Genomic DNA, 21,635 nt, shown 5'->3' with positions numbered 1-21,635 from the left:
TCAGTACGATATGAAGTCCTTCACTTGATCAAAACAATTCTCCGCTCAAGGCAGGGGTCAGCGAACGACGGTATCTCAAAAGGAAAAACTGTTAGTACTTAACATGTTCGTAGGGTCAAACTATGTCCCGAACTAAATCTGGATTTCATCCTTCAATTCCGAAAGCAATTTCAAGTATCAGCACTAGACTGTTACAGCCTGCAGCAACTCACCGCGTGTCACGTCTTCCCTGGTGCCGTTGCTTATGACTTCTCCTCGTCGCAACGCGATAAATCTGTCGGCAAGTTCATAGGCAAAGTCAAAGTATTGCTCCACCAGAATGATTGCCATTCCGCTCGTGGTTCTGAGGTGTCGGATGACTTCGCCTATCTGTTGGATGATGTTGGGCTGAATACCTTCGGTCGGCTCGTCCAACAGAAGCAGGCCTGGTCGTGTTATCAATGCCCGTGCAATCGCCAGCTGTTGCTGCTGACCGCCAGAAAGGTCACCTCCGCGACGGTTTTGCATCTGTTTGAGGACCGGGAACATATCAAATATATCACCTGGAATGAAATGTTCGCTGGCCGGCAGACAGGCATACCCCGTTTCAAGATTTTCGCGAACTGTGAGCAAAGGAAATATCTCACGACCTTGTGGGACATAGGCCACACCTTTCCACGCCATTTGATGAGCAGGCAGGACGCCCAGAATTTCCCCGTCCAGTTCCAGACTGCCGCCCGATCGCGGATGCGTACCTGATATTGCTTTCATAAGGCTGGTTTTCCCGACACCATTGGTCCCCATGACGCAAGTCACTTCACCTTGTCTGGCTTCCATGGAAATCCCGTTGAGGATTTGCGAATGCCCATAATGCAAAGTCAGTTCTGTTAGCTTCAGCATTGTTTAGCGCCCTAGATATACGTCGATGACGTCCTGGTTAGATGTCACGTGATCAAGACTGCCTTCAGCCAAGGCGGACCCTTCGTGTAGAACCGTGACTTTGCAATTCAGGCGTCGTACAAATTCCATATCGTGTTCCACCACGACAACGGCACGGGTTCTGGCGGCTTGTACTAGCAAGTCGGTGGTGTGTTCGCGCTCCTGCGGTGTCATGCCAGCGGCAGGCTCGTCCACCAGCAAAAGTCGTGGCTCCTGAGCCAGCAGCATGCCAATTTCCAGCCACTGCTTTTGACCGTGGCTCAGTTCACCAGCTTTGCGGCTTAAACTCTTATTCAGACCGATTTCGACAGCCAGATCTTCAACTTTTTGCAAATCGTCAGTGGAGGTTCGATAGAAAAGCACGTGAAGCCAGCCACGTTTGTTCTGAAGCGCCATCAACAGGTTTTCCTGCACGGTCTGGTCTTCGAAAACCGTAGGTTTCTGGAACTTCCTTCCGATCCCAGCCTGCGCGATCTTTGCTTCGGACAGCCCCAACAAAGATACGGATTTCTCTCCCCAGATGACACGTCCTTCATCGGGCCGGGTTTTACCTGTAATGATGTCCATGAATGTGGTCTTGCCTGCCCCGTTCGGGCCGATCACGGCGCGAAGCTCGGCCTCGCCGATCTGAAACGACAAGTTGTTGATAGCTCGGAAGCCATCGAAAGTGACCGAAACGCCGCTAACCTCAAGCAAAGTGCTCATTCGATGGCCTCCTTCTCGCGCAGGGCGCCGTCATCTGGTCCCAGATTTGCCCCATGCCTGTCCGGGTGGCGGCCGTTGGTCCACAAGTCGAACAATCCTCCGATGCCCTGCGGGGCGAACAGCGTAACCAACACAAAAGTTATGCCCAATAGCACCTGCCACCAGTCGACCCATTTGATCGTGTAAAATCCAAGCGGAATATCCGGGGCCTGTCCGCCCGTGAACCACGTGCTCAGAAGACTGACAAAAGCTGCACCAATTACCGCGCCGTACAATCGGCCTCGTCCACCGATGGCGACCCAGACAGCCAAATAGATCGAGGCGATAGGGGCCATTTCCTCGGGGTTGATGATGCCTGCTTGCGGGTAGTAAAGCGCGCCGGCAATGGCCGCGATACAAGCAGTCAGGGTGAAGACGGCCAGCTTGAATACCTCGACTGAATAGCCAAGGAAGCGCACCCGTGCCTCGTTATCGCGAATGCCACGGATGACCGATCCGAACTTGCCTGACACGATCCACGCCGCCAGCATATAGCCCAGACCCAAGGCCAGCGCCGAGGCCCAGAGGAACCAGATCGACACCACGTCCTGCGAGGCGGTGACACCTGGCAGGTTCTGCAGGCCGGACAAGCCGTTGTTCCCACGCAGCCCGCTGTCGTTCTGAAACAGATACAGGGCCAGTGCCAACGTCATCGCCTGTGTCAGGATCGATAGGTACACTCCGGTGACACGGCTCCGGAAAGCCAACCATCCGAAGACCAGCGCCAACAGACCCGGGACCAGCACAACCAGGATCAGTTGCAGGGTCAGGCTGTGGGAGAACGCCCAGATCAACGGAAACTCCGACGATCCGACAACGCCAAAGACTTGTGTACCAATCGCGTCCACCACTTCGGACGACGTCGGTGGAATTTCGGCCTGTGCCAGCGAGTCGACCACGATCAGGCGGGTGCGTTCGTACATCAGCCACATGCCGATCATGTAGCCCCCCAGCCCGAAGAAGGCGAAGTGACCCAGTGACAGGATGCCGGTGAAGCCCCAGACCAGATCCATCGCCACTGCGATCAGGCAAAGGCACAGGGTTTTGCCCAGCGTTTTGACGAAACTGGTCGAGATTACACCGATCCCGAATCCCTCGGACAGGATGGTTACGCTCAGGGTGAACAGGGACAGGATGGCAAGAAAGACCAGCACGGATGGGTTCTTGGCGATAAAGCTGCGTTCCATGGCTCAATCCCCCGCCGCGCGACCCTTGAGGGCGATAATGCCCCGCGGCCGAAACTGGATGAAAATGATGATGAAGATGATCATGTAGGTTTGGGCCGCGAGGGTGTTCGACGGGATCATCCACTCGATCCCCTTCTGCAAGAAGCCGATCATGCCCGCACCTGCAAGCGCGCCCCAGATGTTACCAACACCACCCACAACCACTGTCATGAAACTTTGCACGATATAGTCGCTGCCCAGATCGGACGTGACCTTGGCGAATAGGCCAATCGCGACCCCGGCGATGCCGGCAATGCCGGAGCCAAGCCCAAAGGTCAGCATATTCACTCGCCCGGGATTAATCCCCATTGACGCCGCCATGCGCGAGTTCTGCGTTACTGCACGCATCTCAAGCCCTAGCCTCGTCCGTTTGATGATGTAGAGGAAAAGTCCCAGAAAAATAAGCGCCAGAACGAAGATCGCAATGCGGATGTAGCTGATTGAAACCACGTCATTCAGCATCCACGAACCATCCAACCAATCGGGAGCAGTCAGCGGGCGCGCCTGCGTGCCAAAGATATTCTTGGCCAGCTGCTGTAGGGCAATTGAGATGCCGAACGTCGCCAGCAACGTCTCCAATGGGCGAGCGTAAAGCCAGCGGATCACCAACCGCTCCATAGCGACGCCCATCGCGAAGGTGACGGCAAAAGCCATTGGAATAGCAACCATGATCGAAAGCGTATGATCAGGGATAATCTGCTGCACCACGTAGCCAGTATAGGCACCCATCATGATGAACTCGCCATGGGCCATGTTGATCACGCCCATCACGCCGAAGGTGATGGCCAGACCGATGGCGGCGAGGAAATAGATCGACGCCAGTGAGATCGCGTCCAGCGTCAGGTCGAGTGTTTGGTTCAGGCCGACCTTCAGTTCGATCTGTTGCAGGGCTTTCTCTGCTGCTTCAGTGACCTCGGCAGATGGCTCACTGTAGGTTTCGAAGAATACATGCGTGTTAACTGCAGCGTTGACATCCGCGTTCGTGACCAAGGCTGGCACAGTCCCCGCCTCTGCCAGAGAGGTATACGCACGCGCGCGCATTGCATCTGAATTCAGCTGTGCGACGGGAGTACCACCTACACGACCACCTTCTATATTGGCCGCCAGTGCCGATCTGATATCTTCCGCCGAAACACGCGGTGCGGCCAGGTTTCTTGCAACGAGCAAGTCATATGCTTCGTCAGACGTTAAGGCGTCTGACCCCGCTTCAAGAATAACGGCGACGTTCAGGTCCTGGGGCAATTCGGTAGCGGCTTGGCGGGCAGTGACGACCAACGGGTTCAGAGCCGCACGAACGTCTACGCCCAGATCGCCGGACATTTCTTTGATCGCCACCACGCGGGCTGCGGTATCTTCGTCAAAACCAATCGTCAGCAACCGTTCCAGCCGCTGCTTTTGCGCCTTCAATTCTGCTTCGGGTTCATCCCCTATCGAAGCGCGAAGTCGCTCCAAGAGTGCACTTTCGGGATCACGTTGGATGGATTGCAATGCGGCCAGACGTTTTGCGCGATCCGGATCGGTCAGTTGGAACTGGACCAGAGCGGTCCCGATCATCGCGCGGATACCGCTGTTGGGCTTCAGCTGCCTAAGCTCGGATTTCTCAAATGTACCGACGACTTCTCCGGTATCGAAGTCGGTCAATTCATACGACCGCCCCTCTCCTTTCTGGCCAGCGAAGAACAGACCGTCCGACTTGCGCATCCACATGTTCTTGGCTGCCCATGTCTCAAGCATCACTTGCGCTTGGGGCAAGCCGCTTGACGCAATCGCATCAATCGCCGGTTTGATCGTCTTGCGCGAGCTTTTGGCGATGATCTCCTGATGCTCTTGCAGGATCGGTTGTAGACCGACCTCTTGAGCGTTGGCAGGCAGGCAGGCGCACAGGATTGCGAGGCCCGCAAGGAAAAGTCGTACCATGTGGTGAAACCCGAATGTCTTTTGTGGCAAGGCGGGCAAACAAACCCGCCTTGCGTGGTCTGTTAGTAGTTCGACAGGGTCTGAACGCAGGTCTTGGTCTCGGTGTTGTACATACCGCAACCCAGCTCTTTCCAATCCGAGACGAGCACAGCCGACTCCGGCAGGAAGTCGGTCCAGGCGTCACCCGGCACGACATCAGTCTCACTGATGATATCGAACTGGCCGTCTTCCTGAATCTCGCCGATCAGAACCGGTTTCGCGAGGTGATGGTTCGGCAGCATCACAGCGGTGCCTCCGGTCAGGTTCGGGAATTCCTGCCCATACATCGCGGCGCGCACGGCATCGACCTCGGTCGAACCGGCCTCGGTCGCGGCGTTTACCCACATGTTGAAGCCGATGTAATGCGCCTCCATCGGGTCATTGGTCACACGTTCATCACCCATGGTGGCTTTCCAGGTGTCCACAAATTCCGCGTTGGCCTCAGTATCCGCCGACTGGAAGTAGTTCCAAGCGGCGAGGTGACCGACGAGGTTGGTGGTGTCCAAACCGGACAGTTCTTCCTCACCGACCGAGAAGGCCACGACCGGAATGTCATCTGCCGAAACACCAGCCGCTGCCAATTCCTTGTAAAAACCAATATTGGCGTCACCATTGATGGTCGAGATCACACCGACTTTTTTACCATCCGCGCCCAGCGCGACCACGTCCGCCACGATCTTGGACCAGTCGGAATGGCCGAAAGGCGTGTAATTGACGAAGATATCTGCTTCCGCGACACCTTTTTGCTTCAGATAGCTTTCCAAGATATTGTTGGTGGTCCTGGGGTAGACATAGTCTGTGCCGAGCAGAGCGAATTTCTCGACCCCCAGTTCCTCCAGGAAATAGTCCGTGGCGGGGATGGCCTGTTGGTTCGGAGCGGCACCGGTATAAAAGACGTTTTTAGAGCTTTCTTCGCCCTCATACTGGACCGGATAGAACAGAAGGCCGTTTAGTTCCTCGATCACTGGCAGAACCGACTTGCGGCTCACCGAAGTCCAATTGCCAAAGATTACATCCACCTCGTGGACGGTTAGCAGCTCACGCGCTTTTTCGGCAAACAGAGGCCAGTCAGAGGCCGGGTCGACCACGACAGCTTCAAGCTGTTTACCCAACAGACCGCCCTTGGCGTTTTGCTGGTCAATCAGCATCAGCATGGTGTCTTTCAACGTCGTTTCCGAGATCGCCATCGTACCGGAAAGCGAATGCAGCACTCCTACCTTGATCGTGTCTTCGGTCGACAAGGCGGCGGTGGCCATGACAGCAAATACTGCCGATCCGGCGAGTGTGGATTTGAGCGATTTCATGTGATCCTCCTGGCGGGGCCGGGAGAGAGGGCTTGCACAAAGGCACACTCTTCTTCTACCTGATCCCCGCAACTGTTGTTGCGTTCCGTGTGGCGGTTGTGTTCGAGGTCCAATTCGCGCAGCCGTCACACACCCCCGGGTCATCTCCGCGGTGGCACCCATACGGTTTCTGCATCGCAGCAAGCTTGGCAACTTACCTTTAACCCAATTCGGAAAATCGGCGCGATCCGCCTATTTTTTCATCCAAGACCGAGGTCGCTGTCTAAAATTTAGCCGCGCGATGTCGAATTAAGCAGATTTCGACACGGTAGATTAGTGTTCCGCCCCTTCAACAGAGAAACAAGTGGCACCAATCAAAGCTCCATAGGTGCCCTATTACACACGTTGCAGCCATATTGCCTACGCACAGTGCTATTCCACCGCGCGCTGCAGGTGCCGTCAGTTTGAGTACCAAGCAATTGGGTGACAGGACGGTGCTGAACAAGTTTCGCCAGTCCGGGTCTTATAAATGTCTGTTCCCCAGAACCAACACACCTGATCTTGACGCGGTTCTTCTTAACACGGCAGGCGGCGTAACCGGAGGCGACTCATTTCGACTTTCCGGTAAGGCAGCAAAAGGAACGGCGCTGACTTTGACAACACAAGCCTGCGAGCGCGCCTACAAGGCCAAGCCGCAAGAATGTGGCCAGATTACCAATCATCTGACTGTTGAGACTGAAGCCCGGCTGAACTGGTTGCCGCAAGAGACTATTCTGTTCAATGGCAGCGCTCTGGAGCGACGCCTGAAAATCGAGATGGCGCCAGATGCCGAGATGCTGATGGTAGAGCCGCTGGTCTTCGGCCGCATTGCGATGGGCGAGACGCTGACCGATATCCGTCTAAACGATCGGATCGAGATACGGTACCAAGGAAAAAAGGTGTTCCTTGACGCGATCCAGTTCTCGGGTGATTGGCACAAACATCTGTCCAAACCGCATATTGCAAACGGCGCGGGTGCGATGGCGTTGATCGTCTTTGTATCGGGGTCAGCCGAAGGTCATCTGAATGCCATTCGTCAGATGCTGCCCGACACCGCAGGTGCGACTATGATCCGCAATAACCTGTTGGTTGCTCGTGTTCTTGCCGAAAACAGCTTTGCCCTCCGTGGCACATTGATGCCGATCTTACGTCGGTTGAACAAAGACACGCTGCCTCGATGCTGGATGCTTTGACATGAACCTGACCCCTCGCGAAAAAGACAAACTGTTGGTCGCCATGGCCGCCGAAGTCGCCCGCAAACGGCTGGACCGCGGCGTCAAACTGAACCACCCCGAGGCGATCGCCCTGATCACCGATGCCGTGGTCGAAGGTGCACGCGATGGGCGTTCAGTTGCTGACATGATGCAAGCCGGGGCCGAGGTGATCACCCGAGAGCAATGCATGGAAGGTGTGCCCGAAATGATCCACGAAGTTCAGATCGAAGCCACCTTTCCAGATGGCACCAAGCTGGTGACCGTCCACCACCCCATTCGCTGAAAAAGGAAACCAATATGACACGCATGCTTTTCCCCGCCCTGATCTTCGCTGGCCCGGCAGCCGCCCATAATGGAACGCATATCCACGCGCACGGCACCGATTATGCGGCGATGGGCGTTGGGCTGGCGGTTGTTGCGCTGGCTGCTGTCGCGCTGATCACAAAGCTGAACAAATGATCCCCGGGGAGCTGTTCCCGGCTGATGGTGAAATTACCCTGAACCCCGACACTGATGCGATCACTTTGATGGTCGCCAATACCGGCGACCGCCCGGTTCAGGTCGGCTCACACTACCATTTCGCCGAAACCAACCCGGCGCTCGACTTTGACCGAACTGCCGCGCGTGGCCTGCGCCTGGACATTGCGCCAGGCACCGCTGTGCGGTTCGAACCGGGGCAGGCCCGCGAAGTTTCGCTGATCCCGATCAGTGGTGCGCGCAGGGTCTACGGCTTCAATCAAAAGGTCATGGGGGCACTCTGATGCCAGCAAAAATCAAGCGCTCAGACTACGCCGCGATGTTCGGTCCCACCACCGGGGATAAGCTGCGGCTGGCCGACACCGATCTTGTGATCGAGGTCGAACGTGATCAGACCAGCTATGGCGAAGAGGTCAAGTTTGGTGGCGGAAAGGTAATCCGCGACGGGATGGGGCAATCTCAGACCACGCGCGCCGAAGGCGCTGTGGATACGGTCATCACCAATGCTCTGATCGTTGATCACTCGGGCATCTACAAGGCCGACGTTGGCCTGAAAGACGGGCGGATCGCCAAGATCGGCAAGGCGGGAAACCCCGATACACAACCCGGTGTCGACATCATCATAGGACCCGGAACCGAGGCCATTGCTGGCGAGGGTCGTATCCTGACGGCAGGTGGGTTCGACAGTCATATCCACTTCATCTGCCCGCAACAGATCGAAGACGCGCTGCATTCCGGCCTGACCACCATGCTGGGCGGTGGCACCGGTCCTGCGCATGGGACATTGGCCACCACTTGCACCCCCGGTCCATGGCATATCGGGCGGATGTTGCAGGCGGCGGATGCTTTCCCGATGAATCTGGCCTTTGCAGGTAAGGGCAACGCTTCGCTGCCTGCCGCGCTCGAAGAACAGGTCAAAGCCGGAGCCTGTGCCCTGAAACTGCACGAGGACTGGGGAACCACCCCGGCCGCCATTGATTGCTGCCTGTCGGTGGCCGACGCGATGGACGTGCAGGTGATGATTCACACCGACACGCTCAATGAATCAGGCTTTGTTGAAAACACCGTGGCGGCCATGAAGGGTCGCACTATCCACGCCTTCCACACCGAAGGCGCAGGCGGAGGCCATGCCCCGGATATCATCAAGATCTGCGGCGAGAACCACGTTCTGCCGTCCTCCACCAATCCCACGCGGCCCTTCACCGTGAACACGGTTGAGGAACATTTGGATATGCTGATGGTCTGTCACCACCTCGACAAATCCATCCCCGAGGACGTGGCCTTTGCCGAAAGCCGCATCCGGCGTGAGACGATCGCAGCCGAAGATATACTGCACGACATGGGCGCATTCAGCATCATCGCGTCTGACAGTCAGGCTATGGGTCGGGTCGGAGAGGTTTTGATCCGCACGTGGCAAACCGCTGACAAGATGAAGAAACAGCGCGGGCGCCTGGCCGAAGAAACCGGTGAGAACGACAACTTTCGCGTCCGTCGCTATATCGCCAAATATACGATCAACCCTGCTATTGCCCATGGGCTCAGCCACGAGATCGGGAGCATCGAGGAAGGCAAACGCGCTGACCTCGTCCTTTGGAACCCGGCCTTTTTCGGCGTGAAGCCCGAGATGGTTCTGCTAGGCGGCACCATAGCTTGCGCGCAAATGGGCGATCCCAACGCGTCGATCCCTACACCGCAGCCGGTTTATAGTCGGCCGATGTTTGGCGCTTACGGACGGTCGGTGGAAAACTCGGCGATCACATTTGTCTCGCAGGCGGCCCATGCGGATGGGATCGGTGATACACTGGGATTGGCAAAGCAAACCGTCGCCGTCCAAAACACACGAGAAATTGGCAAGCAGGATCTTCTGCTGAACAACGCGACACCGCATGTCGAGGTCGACCCGGAAACCTACGAGGTGCGTGCGGATGGCGAATTGCTGACTTGCCAACCCGCCGAAACGCTGCCGATGGCGCAACGATATTTTTTATTCTGATCAAAAAATGTGCTGCGTTGCGGCGCGTGCAAGGCAGCAATGACCAAATACGCACTTCTAAGTGAGGCCAATATGACAGATATAAAAACCCATGGGAGGACCAACGTTTACGAGGGTCCAAATGGCACACTCAGCAACACATACAAACACGCGCTTTTCGCTGGCCGGTTTAATCGTATCCATCGGGTCGTCAATTTACTCGGCCCTGATCAGCGTAGCCGAAGCTCAATCTCGCGTCCGGCAAGTCGAATTCCTGCAATCGCTCAGCGACGAAGAGCTAAAAAACCGCGGTCTGACGCGCGAACGGATCGTGCATCGGGTGTTCTCGGACTCAATCTGGCTCTGACTATTCCCGCTGCAGAGGAGGTGATGGTATGACCGCCCTGCTCTGCACTGCGCGCCAGTATTCGGATCACACGCATGGCGATCCGGCAGACTGTCTCTCGTTGACCTACGACGACCGTTTTTTGCGGCGTAAGGTTCTTACCTGCGAAAGCGGCGAACAGATTCTCATCGATCTCGCGCAAACGACCTCACTGAACCACGGTGGCGCGTTGGTTTTGGACGACGGTCGCGAAGTGGAAATACAGGCAGCACCGGAAGTGTTGCTGGAGGTAACAGCCCCGGACCTGACACGTATCGCCTGGCATATCGGCAATCGGCACACGCCTTGTCAGATTGAAAAGACTCGCCTGTTGATCCAAGTCGATCACGTCATCCGTGATATGCTTCTTAAAATCGGAGCAAAAGTGCGAGAGGTGAATGAACCATTCACCCCCGAAGGCGGGGCCTATGGCCACGGCAGGACCCATGGCCACACCCACTGACGCCAATATCCTGACGCTGACACAATGGTTGTCCCCTGCCTATCCTGTTGGGGGGTTTGCCTACTCTCACGGGCTTGAAGCTGCGATTGACGGGGGAACTGTCGCGAATTCTCGGGATACTGAAGCCTGGATTTCAGATGTGCTTGAACATGGCTCTGGGTGGAATGATGCTGTGTTCGTTGTGGCGGCCTTCAACGCGCATGACAAAGAAGAACTGATCGACGTCGATATCGCGGCGCGCGCCTTTTGTGCGACATCCGAAAGGCTCATGGAAACCGAGTTGCTGGGACAGGCCTTCGGAAACGTCACTAAAGGTGTCTGGGAATTGGACCTTGGGCAATTCACCTACCCCGTCTCGATTGGACGGGCTGCAAGACTAGAAAACCTTCCTTTGCTGCTGACGACCAAGATGTTTCTGCAAGCATTCGCAAGCAACCTTGTCGCCTGTGCGACGCGCCTTGTACCACTGGGACAGACCGATGCGCAGCGGTTGATCCGCCAGCTGACACCGTTGTGCGCCCAGATTGCTGAAAGGGCAAAAAAGGCGAGCCTGGACGAGTTAAGCTCTACCGCGTTCTTGGGGGACATTGCGGCCATGAAGCACGAAACACAATATTCGAGGATTTTCCGCACATGACCAGTATGAACGGGCCGCTTCGCGTAGGTATTGGAGGCCCAGTAGGAGCCGGAAAAACCACTTTGACCGCCGCCTTGTCTGAAGCGCTGCGCGATGTCTGTTCGGTGGGAGTTATTACTAACGACATATATACGCATGAAGATGCCGAAGCGCTGATGCGCATGCAGGTCCTGCCGCGGGACAGGATCATCGGCGTCGAAACTGGCGGTTGCCCGCATACAGCAATTCGCGAAGACGCCTCGATCAATTTGGCCGCCGTCGCCGAGATGCAGACACGTCATCCGGACCTCGATATTGTTTTGATTGAAAGCGGAGGCGACAATCTATCAGCCACATTCAGCCCGGAACTGGCGGATCTGACCATCTACGTGATCGATGTCGCTGCAGGCGAAGAAATACCCAGGAAAGGCGGGCCGGCGATTACGAAATCAGACATCCTCGTAATCAACAAGACCGACCTTGCACCGCATGTTGGCGCTTCGCTGCAGGTTATGGAACGTGATGCGAAAATGATGCGTAAAGGAAGGCCATTCTTGTTTTCGTCACTTCGTCACAGAAGCGGGGTCGACGCAATTGTGGATCTGCTTGTGAAAGGCGGAGGTTTAAGAATTTCGGAAGCGAATTAGTCCCAGAGACGAAGAGGCTAAGATAGCTCGCCAATTAGCCCATTCCCAAGCCCTTTACACCAGTGCTTTATTAAGAATCCTTGGAGAGCGTGACCAAAAACGCAACTAAGTCTGCAATCTCCTGCTCAGATAAATTCAATTCCGAAAGAATGGCTTCACCGTCGGCGTGCAGCCTTTCAGTATCAATTTTGCTGTAATGCCGTATCACAGATTTCAGATCATCTAAGCTGCCGTTATGCATGTAAGGAGCGGTTTCAGCCACTCCCCGCAGGCTGGGCGTCCGAAAGGTTCCAAAATCAGAATGGCTCCTGCGTACATTTCGCACGGCCCAGGCACCTTTCTTTTCCGGATCGTCGTTCCAGTCGCTGTCCAGTGTGTAGGGGCTTGAGAGTAAATTGTTCAATCCTCCGAACCGACCTTGGTCAACCTCGGTTTCATTCAGAAAATATGGCACACCAGCGTCATGGAACTCGTTGTTGGAAAACCTCGGACCGTTGTGGCAAAATACGCATTTCCCGCGCCCTAAAAAGAGCTGAAGACCTCGCTGAGCTGCTTCGGGGTATTCCTTAGCCGCTGCAATATCTCGGCGCTCCAAAGCATCGCGAAAATCGTCAAATACCGTCCGGTCGGTGGCTAAGGTCTCCAAGTAAGCAGAAAGAGCTTTTGCGGTATTCACCAGAAAAAGTTCAGGGCTTTGATCCTGGAGGTGACCAAATATGGCTTCAAAATCATCAATGTAGGTACTTTCAGAGATAGCTATCTTTAGGCTTTCGGCACTATGCGCCATCTCTTGTTCTTCGATGATCGGATGCAGGCTGGCTGCCCAAAGATTATCGCTTTTGCCGCCCCAACCATACCAGCGCAGCCCGGCAAGGTTTCGCAGTGATGGTGTGTTTCGATTTAACAAATCACGACCGAGTGCCCGCGCCTCCGGCGTCGTAAATGCCTGATCAGGATCATGACAACTTGCACATGAAAATGCACCATCGACTGACAATATCGGATCGTTGAATAATGCCTGTCCGAGCTTGATTGCCGTGGCGTCTTTGGAAAATCTATTGCTTGGATCCGGCTGGAAGGATGGTGGCCACGGCCCAAAGGGCAACGTTTGTTCAATTTCGTCTTCGGTCAACAAGACATCTGCACGTACTGCCCCGCTCAGAAAAATTAGCGCAGCTGTCATCCACAGCTTCATTTCAGCGCAATTTCTGACGTGTAAAAAACCGATTGGCCACTGACGTCGACATCGATTTGCAGCTCCCACAAACCCGGCATGTGAAACAACATATCATCAATTCGGAACACTCCGCCGTCCAATGCAGTAACCTTGGGAGTATAGTTCATACCATGTTGATGAGCGGGCATGATTGCATCCACACGCATTTGGCCCACAGCAGTTTCACTACAAACTGAAACCAACACCGAAAACGGTTGGGCCAACGGAATTTCGTCGACCGCCAGATAAACCTTGGGTGCGTTTTGAACTTCCGAATTCATGCGTTGCCCCGTCGCTTCACAAGCAACCGCCGCGCTGGACCATATAAGAAACCAAGCAGCGCCGTGGGTCATTCTGATGCCAGCAAACGTTCTGCGTTAGCATAGGCAATGTTGTCTGCGATCTGGTCCGGCAGCAAATCCAACCATTCACGCGAAAAATCGGCATGAGGGCCTACGTAGTACCAACGTTCAGGTGCGAACGTATCCGTACCGACCATGAACCTATCGGGATGGGCTTGGAACGCAGCCCTCCAATCCGGGTCGACACGGCCTCGCGAAACCATGTCCGAACGAAATGCCAGATCGGCCCATAGCCCGGGATAGATGTCTAGCGCATCGACCACGCTGGCTGGATCGTCAAACCCAGAATGGGCCCACAATACCCGAGCTTCCGGCCATGTTTCGAAGATCAAGTCAACGGCCTCGCGATCACCATGGTGGTGCAGGATTAGGTTCCGCTCTTTCGCCAGTGCAATCATACGCTGGATGACCGGCGTCTTGATGTCATCTCCGTAAGCGTGAAACTCGCCGATGGCCTCGTAGTTGTTTTTTGCCAGGTTTGTTTCCAGATACTCGATTACAGTTTCATCGTGCATCCAGGTGTTGATCTCACCGCGACGACGATAAGGGCGAAGCGCCGGAACAACGATGTCCGGTGCCACGGCCAACAATAGCTGAGTGCCATTGTCATCCGAGCTGGAAATCAGCGCTTTACGCACGCCTGCATCTCGAAGGATTTCGGCCACCTGTTCAGGCGGAACCAGTTTGACGGCATCGTGGCTGTAGTGAATATGTGCGTCAAAGATCGGTCGCTGTTCTGCGACGGCGGTACTGCAAAATAACGCTGCACTTAAAATGGAGATATGTTTCAGCACCTCAAGCCTCCTCAATATCATTCAGACCCTGGCAAGCGTCACGTCGAAATTCACGTGCAAGAAAGGTTCGGCAATCTTACCAGAAAGCTCCATGCCATCGGGAAATTCTGATGCAGGTCGTTCAACATATGTCATTACCAGATCGTCTCGAACGCCAAAGACAGTATCCTGATCTAAATAGGGATCATTGTCCGGAAAAATCTCCGTCACGAGGGAGCGATACCCGGGGGCTTTGACGATAAAGTGCAAGTGTGAGGGCCTCCATGGATGGCGACCACAAGCGCGCAGAATATCACCGACTGGCCCGTCAGACGGCACGGTGTATTCAACTGGTTTAACCGTGGTGAACGCATATCTGCCATCATCGCCAACTGACATCAGCCCGTGGAAAGAATAGGTGTCCTGTTCTTCATCCTGACTGGCGTAGAGGCCGTTGGGTGCCGTTTGCCAGATATCCAGTTCTGCCCCGGCGATAGGGTTACCTTCGGTATCGCGGATCACGCCCTCTGCAAGTAGAACCGGCCCGCCGTAGTGACGCTTCATATCGCCACCGATTGGCAGCGGGGGGGCGCCCGAGACGTGAAATGGACCTAAAACGGACGAACTGGTCGCATCGGCACTGGAATGCAGCATATCAACCAATGACGACAGGCCCAACACGTCCGAGGCTAGCACGAATTCATGCCTATCCTCGGTTTCCACCGCAGCGCAGCCTTCCAGAAACGCAATCCCGGCCCGCCACTCGTCATGCGTCAGGTTGGTTTCCCGCGCAAAGTCGTGGAGGTGTTTGACCAGGGAGCCCATGATTTCACGCATCCGTGGATCAGTATCTTTGGACAGGTACCCCATGAAGACGTCGGTGATATTGTCTTTGGTGACAGAGCGCATCTTGTCCTCCTTAAATCAGGGCAAGGCTGAGGATCGGGAACTCGATCAGAATGAACAGAACGATCAGCATTACGAACGCAAAGGGAAGTGCGCCCATGAACACGTCCTTAAGTGATATGCGGTCATCGTTAATCGTGGATTTGATAACGAAGCAGGATATACCCAAAGGTGGTGTCAAAAGACCGATTTCAGCCCCAACCACGGTGATAATCCCAAACCAGATCAGCGACATATCAAGCGCTTCGGCCATGGGTAAGAACAGCGGTACTACAATCAGAATGATCGACGCGGTGTCGAGCAATGTTCCCAGAAATAGCATCAACAGAACATAGAGCAGCATTATCGACCAGAAAGATGCGGAATTCCCCGCAAGCAGATCCTGCAGTTGATTGGGTAGCCCGGCCAGTCCCAGCATGCGGCTGTAGATTGAAGCGGCCGTGATCAGGAACAGGATCGCCGCTGTGATGTGACCGGTTTCCAGCAACGCGTCCCAGAATGCGCGTGGAGACATCGACTTGCGGGCAACCGCGATGATTAGCGCAACGAGAGCTCCGGCGGCCCCTGCTTCTACGGCAGTCAACCAACCTGTGTAGATACCACCAAGGACGATGGTAATGATGAACAGTGTCGGCAGTGTTTTGGAAGCTATCTCGCGCCCTGACATCCACTCGGTGTCTTCGACAACGCGGCCACCGACGAATGCAGGGGTGAAACGACCCATAACCCAAATCGCGCCTACATAAGCGATCGCCAGCATGATCCCCGGAATAACCCCCGCAAGGAACATGTCCCCTACAGATTGCTCGGCGACAAAGGAATAGATGATCAGCATCGCCGAGGGCGGGATGATCATCCCCAAAACCGAAGACCCGGCGACCACGCCAACAGCAAAGCGTGGGTTATAAGCCTGCGCCATCATCTGCGGGACCGAGACCTTGGTGAACACGGATGCGGAGGCTATTGACGACCCAGTCACTGCGGCAAAGACGGCGTTGGCTCCAACGGTTGCCATACCGATACCGCCTTTGACCTTGCGAAATCGCATGGTCATGACTTCGTAGATGTCCCTGCCCAACCCGGCTTTTGAGACAATGAGCCCCATGAAAGTAAACAATGGGATTGTTGCAAAGCTGTATTCCATCGCGCTGTCGCCGACCGCCACTTTCAGCAGGTTGAGCGCAAGCGTGAAATTGTCCCGCATCAGCCAGATCGACACGAACGAGACCACGCCCAATGCGATGGGAATGTAAACGCCTGCGTAAATCAGAAAGACGATGGCTATGACCGAGATCAGGCCAATCTCAATCGGCGTCATTCTGCGGCCTCGTCATGTTCAGGGGTGCGAATTAGATGCGGGCGGTCCTGCGCCGTGACAACCTTGAGAAGGAAGATCACGCAGGCAAGCGCAGTACCGCACGCGATGACCAGTTTGACCGGCCACCATGGCAGAGTAAAAAGACCCGGAACTCCGAAGTAGTCCTGTGTCTCCCACATATGCAGGAACTCGGGAAAGGTTACATAAGCAATCAGACCCATGAAGATTGCGGAGATGGCATTGATAATGCGCCTCAGGTTGGCCGTTAGCCCAGGACGGCGGTGGTGTAGCAGGTTCAGAAACCCGTCCGAGCGCGTCAGCCGATCCACTCTGACTACGTCGGCCAGCTGCAAAAAAACGATCATCACGACCGAAAACTGCACCATTTCATAGGTGCCACGCAGAGGTGCCGAAAACAGACCGCGCGCAATGACGTCGACATTCAGAATGACCACCAACGCAAGGACGACAAGCGTACCCAATGCGTTGGCGGCGATAGCAAGCGAATTGGCGACCCGCGACAAGCCAGCAACTGCGGTCTTCAGCATGAAAGGCCCCTTTCGTGGATCGCCAGACTGTTACTCGGCCGTCCAGTCACGCACTCCGGTAAAACCGGCGTCCTGCAGCTTGCCGAGATAAGCGGCCAGTATCGCGTCGCCTTGTTCACCGTTCTCATTCAGCGTGGCTGCCCATTCCTGTGCTACATTTGGCATTGCGTTGGCCCAGGCCGCTCGGTCTTCGTCCGAAACTTCGACAATCGTCCCGCCGGCTTCGGTGTACGCGTCCCTTGAGGCCGCAGCCCGGTCCATAGCGATGCCAGCCACATGATCACGGTAGTCAATTGCGACGGCCTGCAGAACGCCTTTGACTTCATCCGGCAACTTTGCCCAATAGTCAGAATTCACTGTGATCGTCTTGGAGTTCACGGCACCCAAGTCAGCTTTGAGCATGTAAGGAGCTACTTCGGCGATCTTGAAGGTCTTGGCTGCTTCAGGCCACAGCATCGCACAATCAACAAGGCCGGTTTGCAGCATATTGTAGAAATCGGTCAGGCCACCACGAACCCCCGCTGCATCTTTGATACCTTCGAGATATCGGAGGTTCAGTCCCGCCCCTGCCACTTTTCGGCCTTCCAGATCAGAAACAGCCGAGACCGGCTCTGTACAAAAAACCTGATACGTATCGAGTACTACACCGGTCGCCAGATAGACTTGGTTCTGCGCAGCGAACTCATTTTGCATCGCTGGGTATTCGCGCGCGATCTCATCCACGGCTTTGGCTACCGCGCGAGAGTCCGATGACACGAACGGGGTCGACCCCGATATCCCCTGACTGGGCAACTTGGACGAATGGAAGATAGTTGTGACAATGCCGATGTCGCCAAGGCCAAGCTGGATCCCTTCCAGCACGCCCTTCGGCTTTACGATCGAACCGCCATAGTTCTCTTGCCAGTTCATCTTGTAGTTGCCGGAGTCGGCCAGCCGCTTGTCCACTTCTGGAATGAAGAAGTTGGTGAATTCTTTCACCCACAAGGCCCGATCGGGATAGCCATCAATCACGACGGCGGAAATGGTCTCTTCTGCTGCAAGAGGCAACGCCATGGTGCCTGCCAGAGCAAATCCCATTAGGCTGCGTTTAGTCCAGTTTTTCATTTCTCTCCTCCCAGAAAGTCGGGTCCTGTCGATTTTTATTGGTTGGTTTTGACCCAGTTGACGGTCAGGTCCGTGCCTGCCGCTTGAAACAGTTTTGCGATGGCGCAATACTTGGCTGTCTCCTCGCCCACGCGTGTCAGATCCTCCTGATTGGCGGGCGTATCGCACTTCACAGTGAGTTCGATTTCGGGAAACGGAACATCGATCTCCTCTTCCATCAGGACACCGCGCCGATCCAGCCTGCATTTCGCGTCGATTGTCACGGTGCCAAGATCAATTCCCAAGCGGTGCGCATTCTTGTGCCCGATGACATTCGTGCAGGCGATCAGGGCTGCCATTGCGGCTTCAGTCGGAGACGGACCAAGATTTGTTCCACCTCGTTCGACAGGCTCGTCGATAATCACGTCCAGATCGCGAATTGGGATCTCGGTGCGCGCGTGTGTCGGGCATTGAGCTGTCGTACGGTAGGTCACGACAGGTTTCACTTTCATCGCCACAGCGTCACCTCCTCATGCATAAGAGCAAACCTTTTCGAATGAGAAGCGAGGCAGCTTGTGAAACAATCCTGTTTCGTCTGCGTAGCCCAGATTGCAAAGAAAGTTCGACTTGAGCGTCGTGCCCGCGAAGAATTCCTCGTCGACGATCTTGTTTGAAAAGCCAGACATGGCGCCGACGTCCAACCCAACCGCACGCGCGGCGATCATGAAGTAAGCGCCCTGAAGCGTTCCATTGCGAAACGCTGTATCGGCTACATATTCGGGATTATTTTCGAAAAGTGGCCGTCGATCTTCGTGCGGGAAAAGAAAAGGTAATTCCTTCCAGAAGTCCATGTCATAAGCAATGATCGCAGTGACCGGCGCATCCATCATCTTTGGCACGTTCTTCGGCTTTAACGACTTAGCTAGGCGCTCTTTTCCTTCCGCACTTTTAACGAAAACGAAGCGGGCGGGCAGCGTGTTCATGCTGGTCGCGCCGTTGATCGTGATGTCATAGATCTCTTCAAGCAATTCGTTAGAAACAGCCTTGTCGGTCCAGGCGTAATGAGATCTGGATTCGCGGAGGATCAGAGCAATTGCGTCGTCTGAAAGACGTGGAATGCGCTCGCGCAGATCGCGATGATCTTGCTGCGCCTTTGCGCGAAGTGCCTCCAGCTCTGCCCCGGTTGGTGCGCTCATGCTGCGGCCACCTTAGTCTCGGCGTCCTTTTCGTCGATGACGGGGCTGGCGCATATGCCGATGCCCTCAATCTCGACCTCGACGGTTTCACCCGGCTTCAACCAACGTGGATTGGGCTTTTTGGCGTGACCAACACCCGGCGGCGTACCCAACGCAATCAGATCACCGGGTTCGAGAGTGGTATATTCCGAGATCGTGGCGATGACCTGACGAACCCCCCAGATCATGTTGGCGGTGTTCGAGCTTTGCAGGATTTCGTCCCCCACTCGGCTTTCGATTTTCAGGCCGGATGCTCCCTCCGGCAAGTCTTCCGGCGTTACAGTGAAAGGGCCGATCGCGCCTGTGTCATCGAAGTTTTTGCCGGGCGTCCATTGAACGGTTTTACGCTGATAATCCCGCAGCGACCCGTCGTTAAACACGGTGTAGCCGAAGACATAATCCAATGCGTCCTCTTCCGAGATATGACGGCCGCGTTTTCCAACGATCAGCATAAGCTCGGCTTCGTAGTCGAGTTTCTCGGAACAGGTAGGCCGCACCATAGGTTGCCCTGCCGCCATGATCGAATTCTTCCCACGCATAAACAGCGTCGGATACTCCGGGATATCATACCCGCCTTCCTTGATGTGGTCCGTGTAGTTCAACCCCATGCAAATGATCGTTCCGGGAGCGGCAACGGGCAATGCCGGAGTGATGGAAGACACGGGCACACTGTCTGCCGCGTCAATTTTGGGGGCAAGTGAGTCGGCCAGTTCAGGCTTGGCTATCAAACCCATCAAATCCGAACCGATTGCAGGATGCAAAGCCGTTAGATTCACTGCATTTTCGCCGTTTACAGCAAAAACCGCTGTGCCATCCAAAGTCTCTCCCACCAGGTATTTCATTTTCACCATCCATGTCAGTTCACTTGATTTTTGCCGACTATTTTGCAATATGTCAAATAATATCGATATTTTTGGAGGACGCAAATGGTTGCCTGGGCGAACTACAAATCAGAAGCAAAAAGCCGTGGTGCACTTGCTTTGGAACTCTACGTAGTACTCAGCACACCTGCCAAAAAACCCGAAGATGTAAAGGCGACACTTCCTGACCACCTGGCCTATCAAGCACAGCTTGAACGCGCGGGACAGCTGGCTTTTGCAGGGCCAATGTCGGATGAGACTGGTGAGCACATGCAGGGGATGGGCCTGATTATCTATCGTGCTGACAGTCTTGAGGCTGCCCGAAAACTGGCCGAGGACGATCCGATGCACCAAAGCGGTGCGCGCGAATTTGAACTTCGGCGCTGGATGATCAACGAAGGCTCGCTGAGCCTTTCAGTTGGCCTATCGACTGGAACGAGTGCCCTCAGTTAAGAGCAATCAAAAGTTTTGCCGCGAACAAAGGAACGGTCGGATATGGACGCCATGCTTGATACTGAGGGCAAAGAGACATCAGCCACGCATGGCGCGTATCGAAGGCTGCGCGACATGATATTGACCGGAGAATTACCTCCGGGACAAAAACTCAAGATCGAGCAGCTTCGGGGGCTTTTGGACACCGGCGCTAGTCCGGTTCGCGAAGCGCTTAGCCTTTTGACATCGGACATGTTGGTCGAGCGGATTGATCAGCGCGGATTTCGGGCAGCACCGGTCAGCAAGTGTAACTTCGAAGAAATACTTCTGTTGCGATGCAACCTTGAGGAAACCGCGTTGCGCGCCTCTATCACCAACGCGGATGAGGCCTGGGAAGATCGGCTTGTTTTGCGTCACCACCATATGAAAAAGGCCGGCCAGAACGGCGCGCGTGACTTTGAAGACGCTCACAAGGAGTTTCATATGGCCTTGTTGGACAATTCGAATCTGCCGTTGCTGATGCGGTATTGCTCGCAGCTTTACGACCTGAACATTCGCTATCGCTATCTGGCGGCTGGCGGTTCGAGCTACAAGAAGCGGGACATTGCCGCTGAGCACCAGCAAATCTTGGACGCCGCACTGAACCACGACGCGGACAGCGCAACTCGTCACCTGGTTGATCACTATCGTCGAACAGGCGAATACCTTAGTAGCCAGATGGAGCCCTGAAATGCAGCGGAATTAGTTTCTAGGTGACCTATTAAACCAACTGCTAGACCGTCCTGACAAAACGTGAGGTAAGGATGATAAACGATCCGTTGCCTAGTTATGTGAGGCGCTTCTGTCCGCAGACGGTGAAGTATCAGGTTTCACGATGGTGTCTACGATTCTTGATCGCTTCCAAACCCTGGATGATGCGGAGAAACTAAACTTATTTGCCTGTTTGAAGGGCTATCTAGAGC

General features: G+C 55.0%; 26 protein-coding genes. 11 read left to right on the top strand and 15 right to left on the bottom strand.

Annotated elements, in window-relative coordinates; translation table 11 throughout:
* Positions 1 to 183: 183 nt before the first annotated feature.
* The 5 genes from urtE to urtA form a co-directional block, all read right to left on the bottom strand.
* The gene (gene urtE / locus ACR0AU_RS13980) at positions 184 to 879 is read right to left on the bottom strand and encodes an urea ABC transporter ATP-binding subunit UrtE (RefSeq protein WP_480707328.1); all 696 of its coding nucleotides are present in this window, start codon (positions 877 to 879) and stop codon (positions 184 to 186) included.
* Positions 880 to 882: 3 nt separating this feature from the next.
* Entirely contained in the window at positions 883 to 1,623 is a 741-nt protein-coding gene (gene urtD / locus ACR0AU_RS13975; RefSeq protein WP_480795811.1) for an urea ABC transporter ATP-binding protein UrtD, read from the bottom strand.
* Complete coding sequence (gene urtC, locus ACR0AU_RS13970) at positions 1,620 to 2,849, bottom strand: urea ABC transporter permease subunit UrtC (protein WP_170513230.1); 1,230 nt, start codon at positions 2,847 to 2,849, stop codon at positions 1,620 to 1,622. The genes urtD and urtC overlap by 4 nt, the downstream gene beginning before the upstream one ends.
* 3 nt (positions 2,850 to 2,852) lie before the next feature.
* Positions 2,853 to 4,805, bottom strand: a complete 1,953-nt coding sequence (gene urtB, locus ACR0AU_RS13965) for an urea ABC transporter permease subunit UrtB (RefSeq protein WP_480795810.1) — start codon at positions 4,803 to 4,805, stop codon at positions 2,853 to 2,855.
* A 62-nt stretch (positions 4,806 to 4,867) separates the two neighbouring features.
* Positions 4,868 to 6,148, bottom strand: a complete 1,281-nt coding sequence (urtA, locus tag ACR0AU_RS13960; protein ID WP_170625015.1) for an urea ABC transporter substrate-binding protein — start codon at positions 6,146 to 6,148, stop codon at positions 4,868 to 4,870.
* A 443-nt stretch (positions 6,149 to 6,591) separates the two neighbouring features.
* On the opposite strand from urtA, the gene ACR0AU_RS13955 reads away from it, so the two are divergent.
* From ACR0AU_RS13955 to ureG, 9 genes are all read left to right on the top strand, one after another.
* On the top strand, positions 6,592 to 7,359 hold the full coding sequence (locus tag ACR0AU_RS13955) for an urease accessory protein UreD (protein WP_480439375.1): 768 nt from the start codon (positions 6,592 to 6,594) through the stop codon (positions 7,357 to 7,359).
* 1 nt (position 7,360) lies between these two features.
* Complete coding sequence (locus tag ACR0AU_RS13950) at positions 7,361 to 7,663, top strand: urease subunit gamma (protein WP_170733683.1); 303 nt, start codon at positions 7,361 to 7,363, stop codon at positions 7,661 to 7,663.
* A 14-nt stretch (positions 7,664 to 7,677) separates the two neighbouring features.
* On the top strand, positions 7,678 to 7,839 hold the full coding sequence (locus ACR0AU_RS13945; protein ID WP_170392785.1) for a peptidase M23: 162 nt from the start codon (positions 7,678 to 7,680) through the stop codon (positions 7,837 to 7,839).
* Entirely contained in the window at positions 7,836 to 8,141 is a 306-nt protein-coding gene (locus ACR0AU_RS13940; protein WP_170402578.1) for an urease subunit beta, read from the top strand. The genes ACR0AU_RS13945 and ACR0AU_RS13940 overlap by 4 nt, the downstream gene beginning before the upstream one ends.
* Positions 8,141 to 9,850 carry an urease subunit alpha gene (ureC, locus tag ACR0AU_RS13935; RefSeq protein WP_480795809.1) on the top strand — a complete coding sequence of 570 codons (1,710 nt, stop codon included), beginning with the start codon at positions 8,141 to 8,143 and terminating at the stop codon, positions 9,848 to 9,850. The genes ACR0AU_RS13940 and ureC overlap by 1 nt, the downstream gene beginning before the upstream one ends.
* A 121-nt stretch (positions 9,851 to 9,971) precedes the next feature.
* Positions 9,972 to 10,196 carry a DUF1127 domain-containing protein gene (locus tag ACR0AU_RS13930; RefSeq protein WP_170392788.1) on the top strand — a complete coding sequence of 75 codons (225 nt, stop codon included), beginning with the start codon at positions 9,972 to 9,974 and terminating at the stop codon, positions 10,194 to 10,196.
* Positions 10,197 to 10,224: 28 nt separating this feature from the next.
* Positions 10,225 to 10,677 (top strand): urease accessory protein UreE, encoded by a 453-nt coding sequence (gene ureE, locus ACR0AU_RS13925; protein WP_170565436.1) that lies wholly within the window; start codon positions 10,225 to 10,227, stop codon positions 10,675 to 10,677.
* A complete protein-coding gene (locus tag ACR0AU_RS13920) occupies positions 10,661 to 11,314 on the top strand; it encodes an urease accessory UreF family protein (RefSeq protein ID WP_170733681.1) in 654 nt (217 codons plus the stop codon). Before ureE ends, ACR0AU_RS13920 begins: the two co-directional genes overlap by 17 nt.
* Positions 11,311 to 11,940: an urease accessory protein UreG gene (ureG, locus tag ACR0AU_RS13915; RefSeq protein WP_170733680.1), complete on the top strand. Its 630-nt coding sequence runs from the start codon at positions 11,311 to 11,313 to the stop codon at positions 11,938 to 11,940. The genes ACR0AU_RS13920 and ureG overlap by 4 nt, the downstream gene beginning before the upstream one ends.
* Positions 11,941 to 12,010: 70 nt before the next feature.
* Here ureG and ACR0AU_RS13910 read toward each other — a convergent pair whose 3' ends face one another.
* From ACR0AU_RS13910 to ACR0AU_RS13865, 10 genes are all read right to left on the bottom strand, one after another.
* Positions 12,011 to 13,123 carry a cytochrome c peroxidase gene (locus ACR0AU_RS13910; protein ID WP_170776209.1) on the bottom strand — a complete coding sequence of 371 codons (1,113 nt, stop codon included), beginning with the start codon at positions 13,121 to 13,123 and terminating at the stop codon, positions 12,011 to 12,013.
* An 8-nt stretch (positions 13,124 to 13,131) separates the two neighbouring features.
* Positions 13,132 to 13,437 carry a hypothetical protein gene (locus ACR0AU_RS13905; protein ID WP_170733678.1) on the bottom strand — a complete coding sequence of 102 codons (306 nt, stop codon included), beginning with the start codon at positions 13,435 to 13,437 and terminating at the stop codon, positions 13,132 to 13,134.
* Positions 13,438 to 13,505: 68 nt separating this feature from the next.
* On the bottom strand, positions 13,506 to 14,312 hold the full coding sequence (locus tag ACR0AU_RS13900; RefSeq protein WP_170513215.1) for an amidohydrolase family protein: 807 nt from the start codon (positions 14,310 to 14,312) through the stop codon (positions 13,506 to 13,508).
* Positions 14,313 to 14,333: 21 nt separating this feature from the next.
* Positions 14,334 to 15,200, bottom strand: a complete 867-nt coding sequence (locus ACR0AU_RS13895) for a dioxygenase family protein (RefSeq protein WP_170392795.1) — start codon at positions 15,198 to 15,200, stop codon at positions 14,334 to 14,336.
* A gap of 10 nt (positions 15,201 to 15,210) precedes the next feature.
* Positions 15,211 to 16,515 carry a TRAP transporter large permease gene (locus tag ACR0AU_RS13890; RefSeq protein ID WP_170565456.1) on the bottom strand — a complete coding sequence of 435 codons (1,305 nt, stop codon included), beginning with the start codon at positions 16,513 to 16,515 and terminating at the stop codon, positions 15,211 to 15,213.
* Positions 16,512 to 17,063 (bottom strand): TRAP transporter small permease subunit, encoded by a 552-nt coding sequence (locus tag ACR0AU_RS13885; protein WP_170565459.1) that lies wholly within the window; start codon positions 17,061 to 17,063, stop codon positions 16,512 to 16,514. Before ACR0AU_RS13885 ends, ACR0AU_RS13890 begins: the two co-directional genes overlap by 4 nt.
* 30 nt (positions 17,064 to 17,093) lie before the next feature.
* Positions 17,094 to 18,167: a C4-dicarboxylate TRAP transporter substrate-binding protein gene (locus tag ACR0AU_RS13880; protein WP_170392798.1), complete on the bottom strand. Its 1,074-nt coding sequence runs from the start codon at positions 18,165 to 18,167 to the stop codon at positions 17,094 to 17,096.
* 35 nt (positions 18,168 to 18,202) lie between these two features.
* Positions 18,203 to 18,658 carry an OsmC family protein gene (locus ACR0AU_RS13875; protein WP_480795808.1) on the bottom strand — a complete coding sequence of 152 codons (456 nt, stop codon included), beginning with the start codon at positions 18,656 to 18,658 and terminating at the stop codon, positions 18,203 to 18,205.
* Positions 18,659 to 18,676: 18 nt separating this feature from the next.
* Entirely contained in the window at positions 18,677 to 19,342 is a 666-nt protein-coding gene (locus ACR0AU_RS13870; RefSeq protein WP_170733676.1) for a malonic semialdehyde reductase, read from the bottom strand.
* Entirely contained in the window at positions 19,339 to 20,223 is an 885-nt protein-coding gene (locus ACR0AU_RS13865; RefSeq protein ID WP_170733675.1) for a fumarylacetoacetate hydrolase family protein, read from the bottom strand. The genes ACR0AU_RS13870 and ACR0AU_RS13865 overlap by 4 nt, the downstream gene beginning before the upstream one ends.
* A gap of 84 nt (positions 20,224 to 20,307) precedes the next feature.
* Between ACR0AU_RS13865 and ACR0AU_RS13860 the strand changes: the two genes are divergently transcribed.
* Positions 20,308 to 20,694, top strand: coding sequence for a YciI family protein (locus ACR0AU_RS13860; RefSeq protein WP_170625007.1), 387 nt, complete (start codon positions 20,308 to 20,310; stop codon positions 20,692 to 20,694).
* A 51-nt stretch (positions 20,695 to 20,745) separates the two neighbouring features.
* Complete coding sequence (locus ACR0AU_RS13855) at positions 20,746 to 21,402, top strand: GntR family transcriptional regulator (RefSeq protein WP_255611858.1); 657 nt, start codon at positions 20,746 to 20,748, stop codon at positions 21,400 to 21,402.
* The last annotated feature ends 233 nt before the right edge of the window (positions 21,403 to 21,635 follow it).

This window comes from Ruegeria sp. CG1, from assembly GCF_056537265.1.
This window is presented reverse-complemented; position numbering and strand designations above follow the sequence as displayed.

Excerpts from the sequence above, each read along its gene's own strand:
- urtD (WP_480795811.1), bottom strand. The coding sequence starts at position 1,623 with ATGAGCACTTTGCTTGAGGTTAGCGGCGTTTCGGTCACTTTCGATGGC.
- ACR0AU_RS13885 (WP_170565459.1), bottom strand. The coding sequence starts at position 17,063 with ATGCTGAAGACCGCAGTTGCTGGCTTGTCGCGGGTCGCCAATTCGCTT.
- ACR0AU_RS13930 (WP_170392788.1), top strand. The coding sequence starts at position 9,972 with ATGGCACACTCAGCAACACATACAAACACGCGCTTTTCGCTGGCCGGT.
- urtA (WP_170625015.1), bottom strand. The coding sequence starts at position 6,148 with ATGAAATCGCTCAAATCCACACTCGCCGGATCGGCAGTATTTGCTGTC.
- ACR0AU_RS13860 (WP_170625007.1), top strand. The coding sequence starts at position 20,308 with ATGGTTGCCTGGGCGAACTACAAATCAGAAGCAAAAAGCCGTGGTGCA.
- ACR0AU_RS13905 (WP_170733678.1), bottom strand. The coding sequence starts at position 13,437 with ATGAATTCGGAAGTTCAAAACGCACCCAAGGTTTATCTGGCGGTCGAC.
- ureC (WP_480795809.1), top strand. The coding sequence starts at position 8,141 with ATGCCAGCAAAAATCAAGCGCTCAGACTACGCCGCGATGTTCGGTCCC.
- ACR0AU_RS13880 (WP_170392798.1), bottom strand. The coding sequence starts at position 18,167 with ATGAAAAACTGGACTAAACGCAGCCTAATGGGATTTGCTCTGGCAGGC.
- ureG (WP_170733680.1), top strand. The coding sequence starts at position 11,311 with ATGACCAGTATGAACGGGCCGCTTCGCGTAGGTATTGGAGGCCCAGTA.
- urtE (WP_480707328.1), bottom strand. The coding sequence starts at position 879 with ATGCTGAAGCTAACAGAACTGACTTTGCATTATGGGCATTCGCAAATC.
- urtB (WP_480795810.1), bottom strand. The coding sequence starts at position 4,805 with ATGGTACGACTTTTCCTTGCGGGCCTCGCAATCCTGTGCGCCTGCCTG.
- ACR0AU_RS13890 (WP_170565456.1), bottom strand. The coding sequence starts at position 16,515 with ATGACGCCGATTGAGATTGGCCTGATCTCGGTCATAGCCATCGTCTTT.
- ACR0AU_RS13920 (WP_170733681.1), top strand. The coding sequence starts at position 10,661 with ATGGCCACACCCACTGACGCCAATATCCTGACGCTGACACAATGGTTG.
- ACR0AU_RS13940 (WP_170402578.1), top strand. The coding sequence starts at position 7,836 with ATGATCCCCGGGGAGCTGTTCCCGGCTGATGGTGAAATTACCCTGAAC.
- ACR0AU_RS13865 (WP_170733675.1), bottom strand. The coding sequence starts at position 20,223 with ATGAAATACCTGGTGGGAGAGACTTTGGATGGCACAGCGGTTTTTGCT.
- ACR0AU_RS13895 (WP_170392795.1), bottom strand. The coding sequence starts at position 15,200 with ATGCGCTCTGTCACCAAAGACAATATCACCGACGTCTTCATGGGGTAC.
- ACR0AU_RS13945 (WP_170392785.1), top strand. The coding sequence starts at position 7,678 with ATGACACGCATGCTTTTCCCCGCCCTGATCTTCGCTGGCCCGGCAGCC.
- urtC (WP_170513230.1), bottom strand. The coding sequence starts at position 2,849 with ATGGAACGCAGCTTTATCGCCAAGAACCCATCCGTGCTGGTCTTTCTT.
- ACR0AU_RS13875 (WP_480795808.1), bottom strand. The coding sequence starts at position 18,658 with ATGAAAGTGAAACCTGTCGTGACCTACCGTACGACAGCTCAATGCCCG.
- ACR0AU_RS13855 (WP_255611858.1), top strand. The coding sequence starts at position 20,746 with ATGCTTGATACTGAGGGCAAAGAGACATCAGCCACGCATGGCGCGTAT.
- ACR0AU_RS13950 (WP_170733683.1), top strand. The coding sequence starts at position 7,361 with ATGAACCTGACCCCTCGCGAAAAAGACAAACTGTTGGTCGCCATGGCC.
- ACR0AU_RS13870 (WP_170733676.1), bottom strand. The coding sequence starts at position 19,342 with ATGAGCGCACCAACCGGGGCAGAGCTGGAGGCACTTCGCGCAAAGGCG.
- ureE (WP_170565436.1), top strand. The coding sequence starts at position 10,225 with ATGACCGCCCTGCTCTGCACTGCGCGCCAGTATTCGGATCACACGCAT.
- ACR0AU_RS13910 (WP_170776209.1), bottom strand. The coding sequence starts at position 13,123 with ATGACAGCTGCGCTAATTTTTCTGAGCGGGGCAGTACGTGCAGATGTC.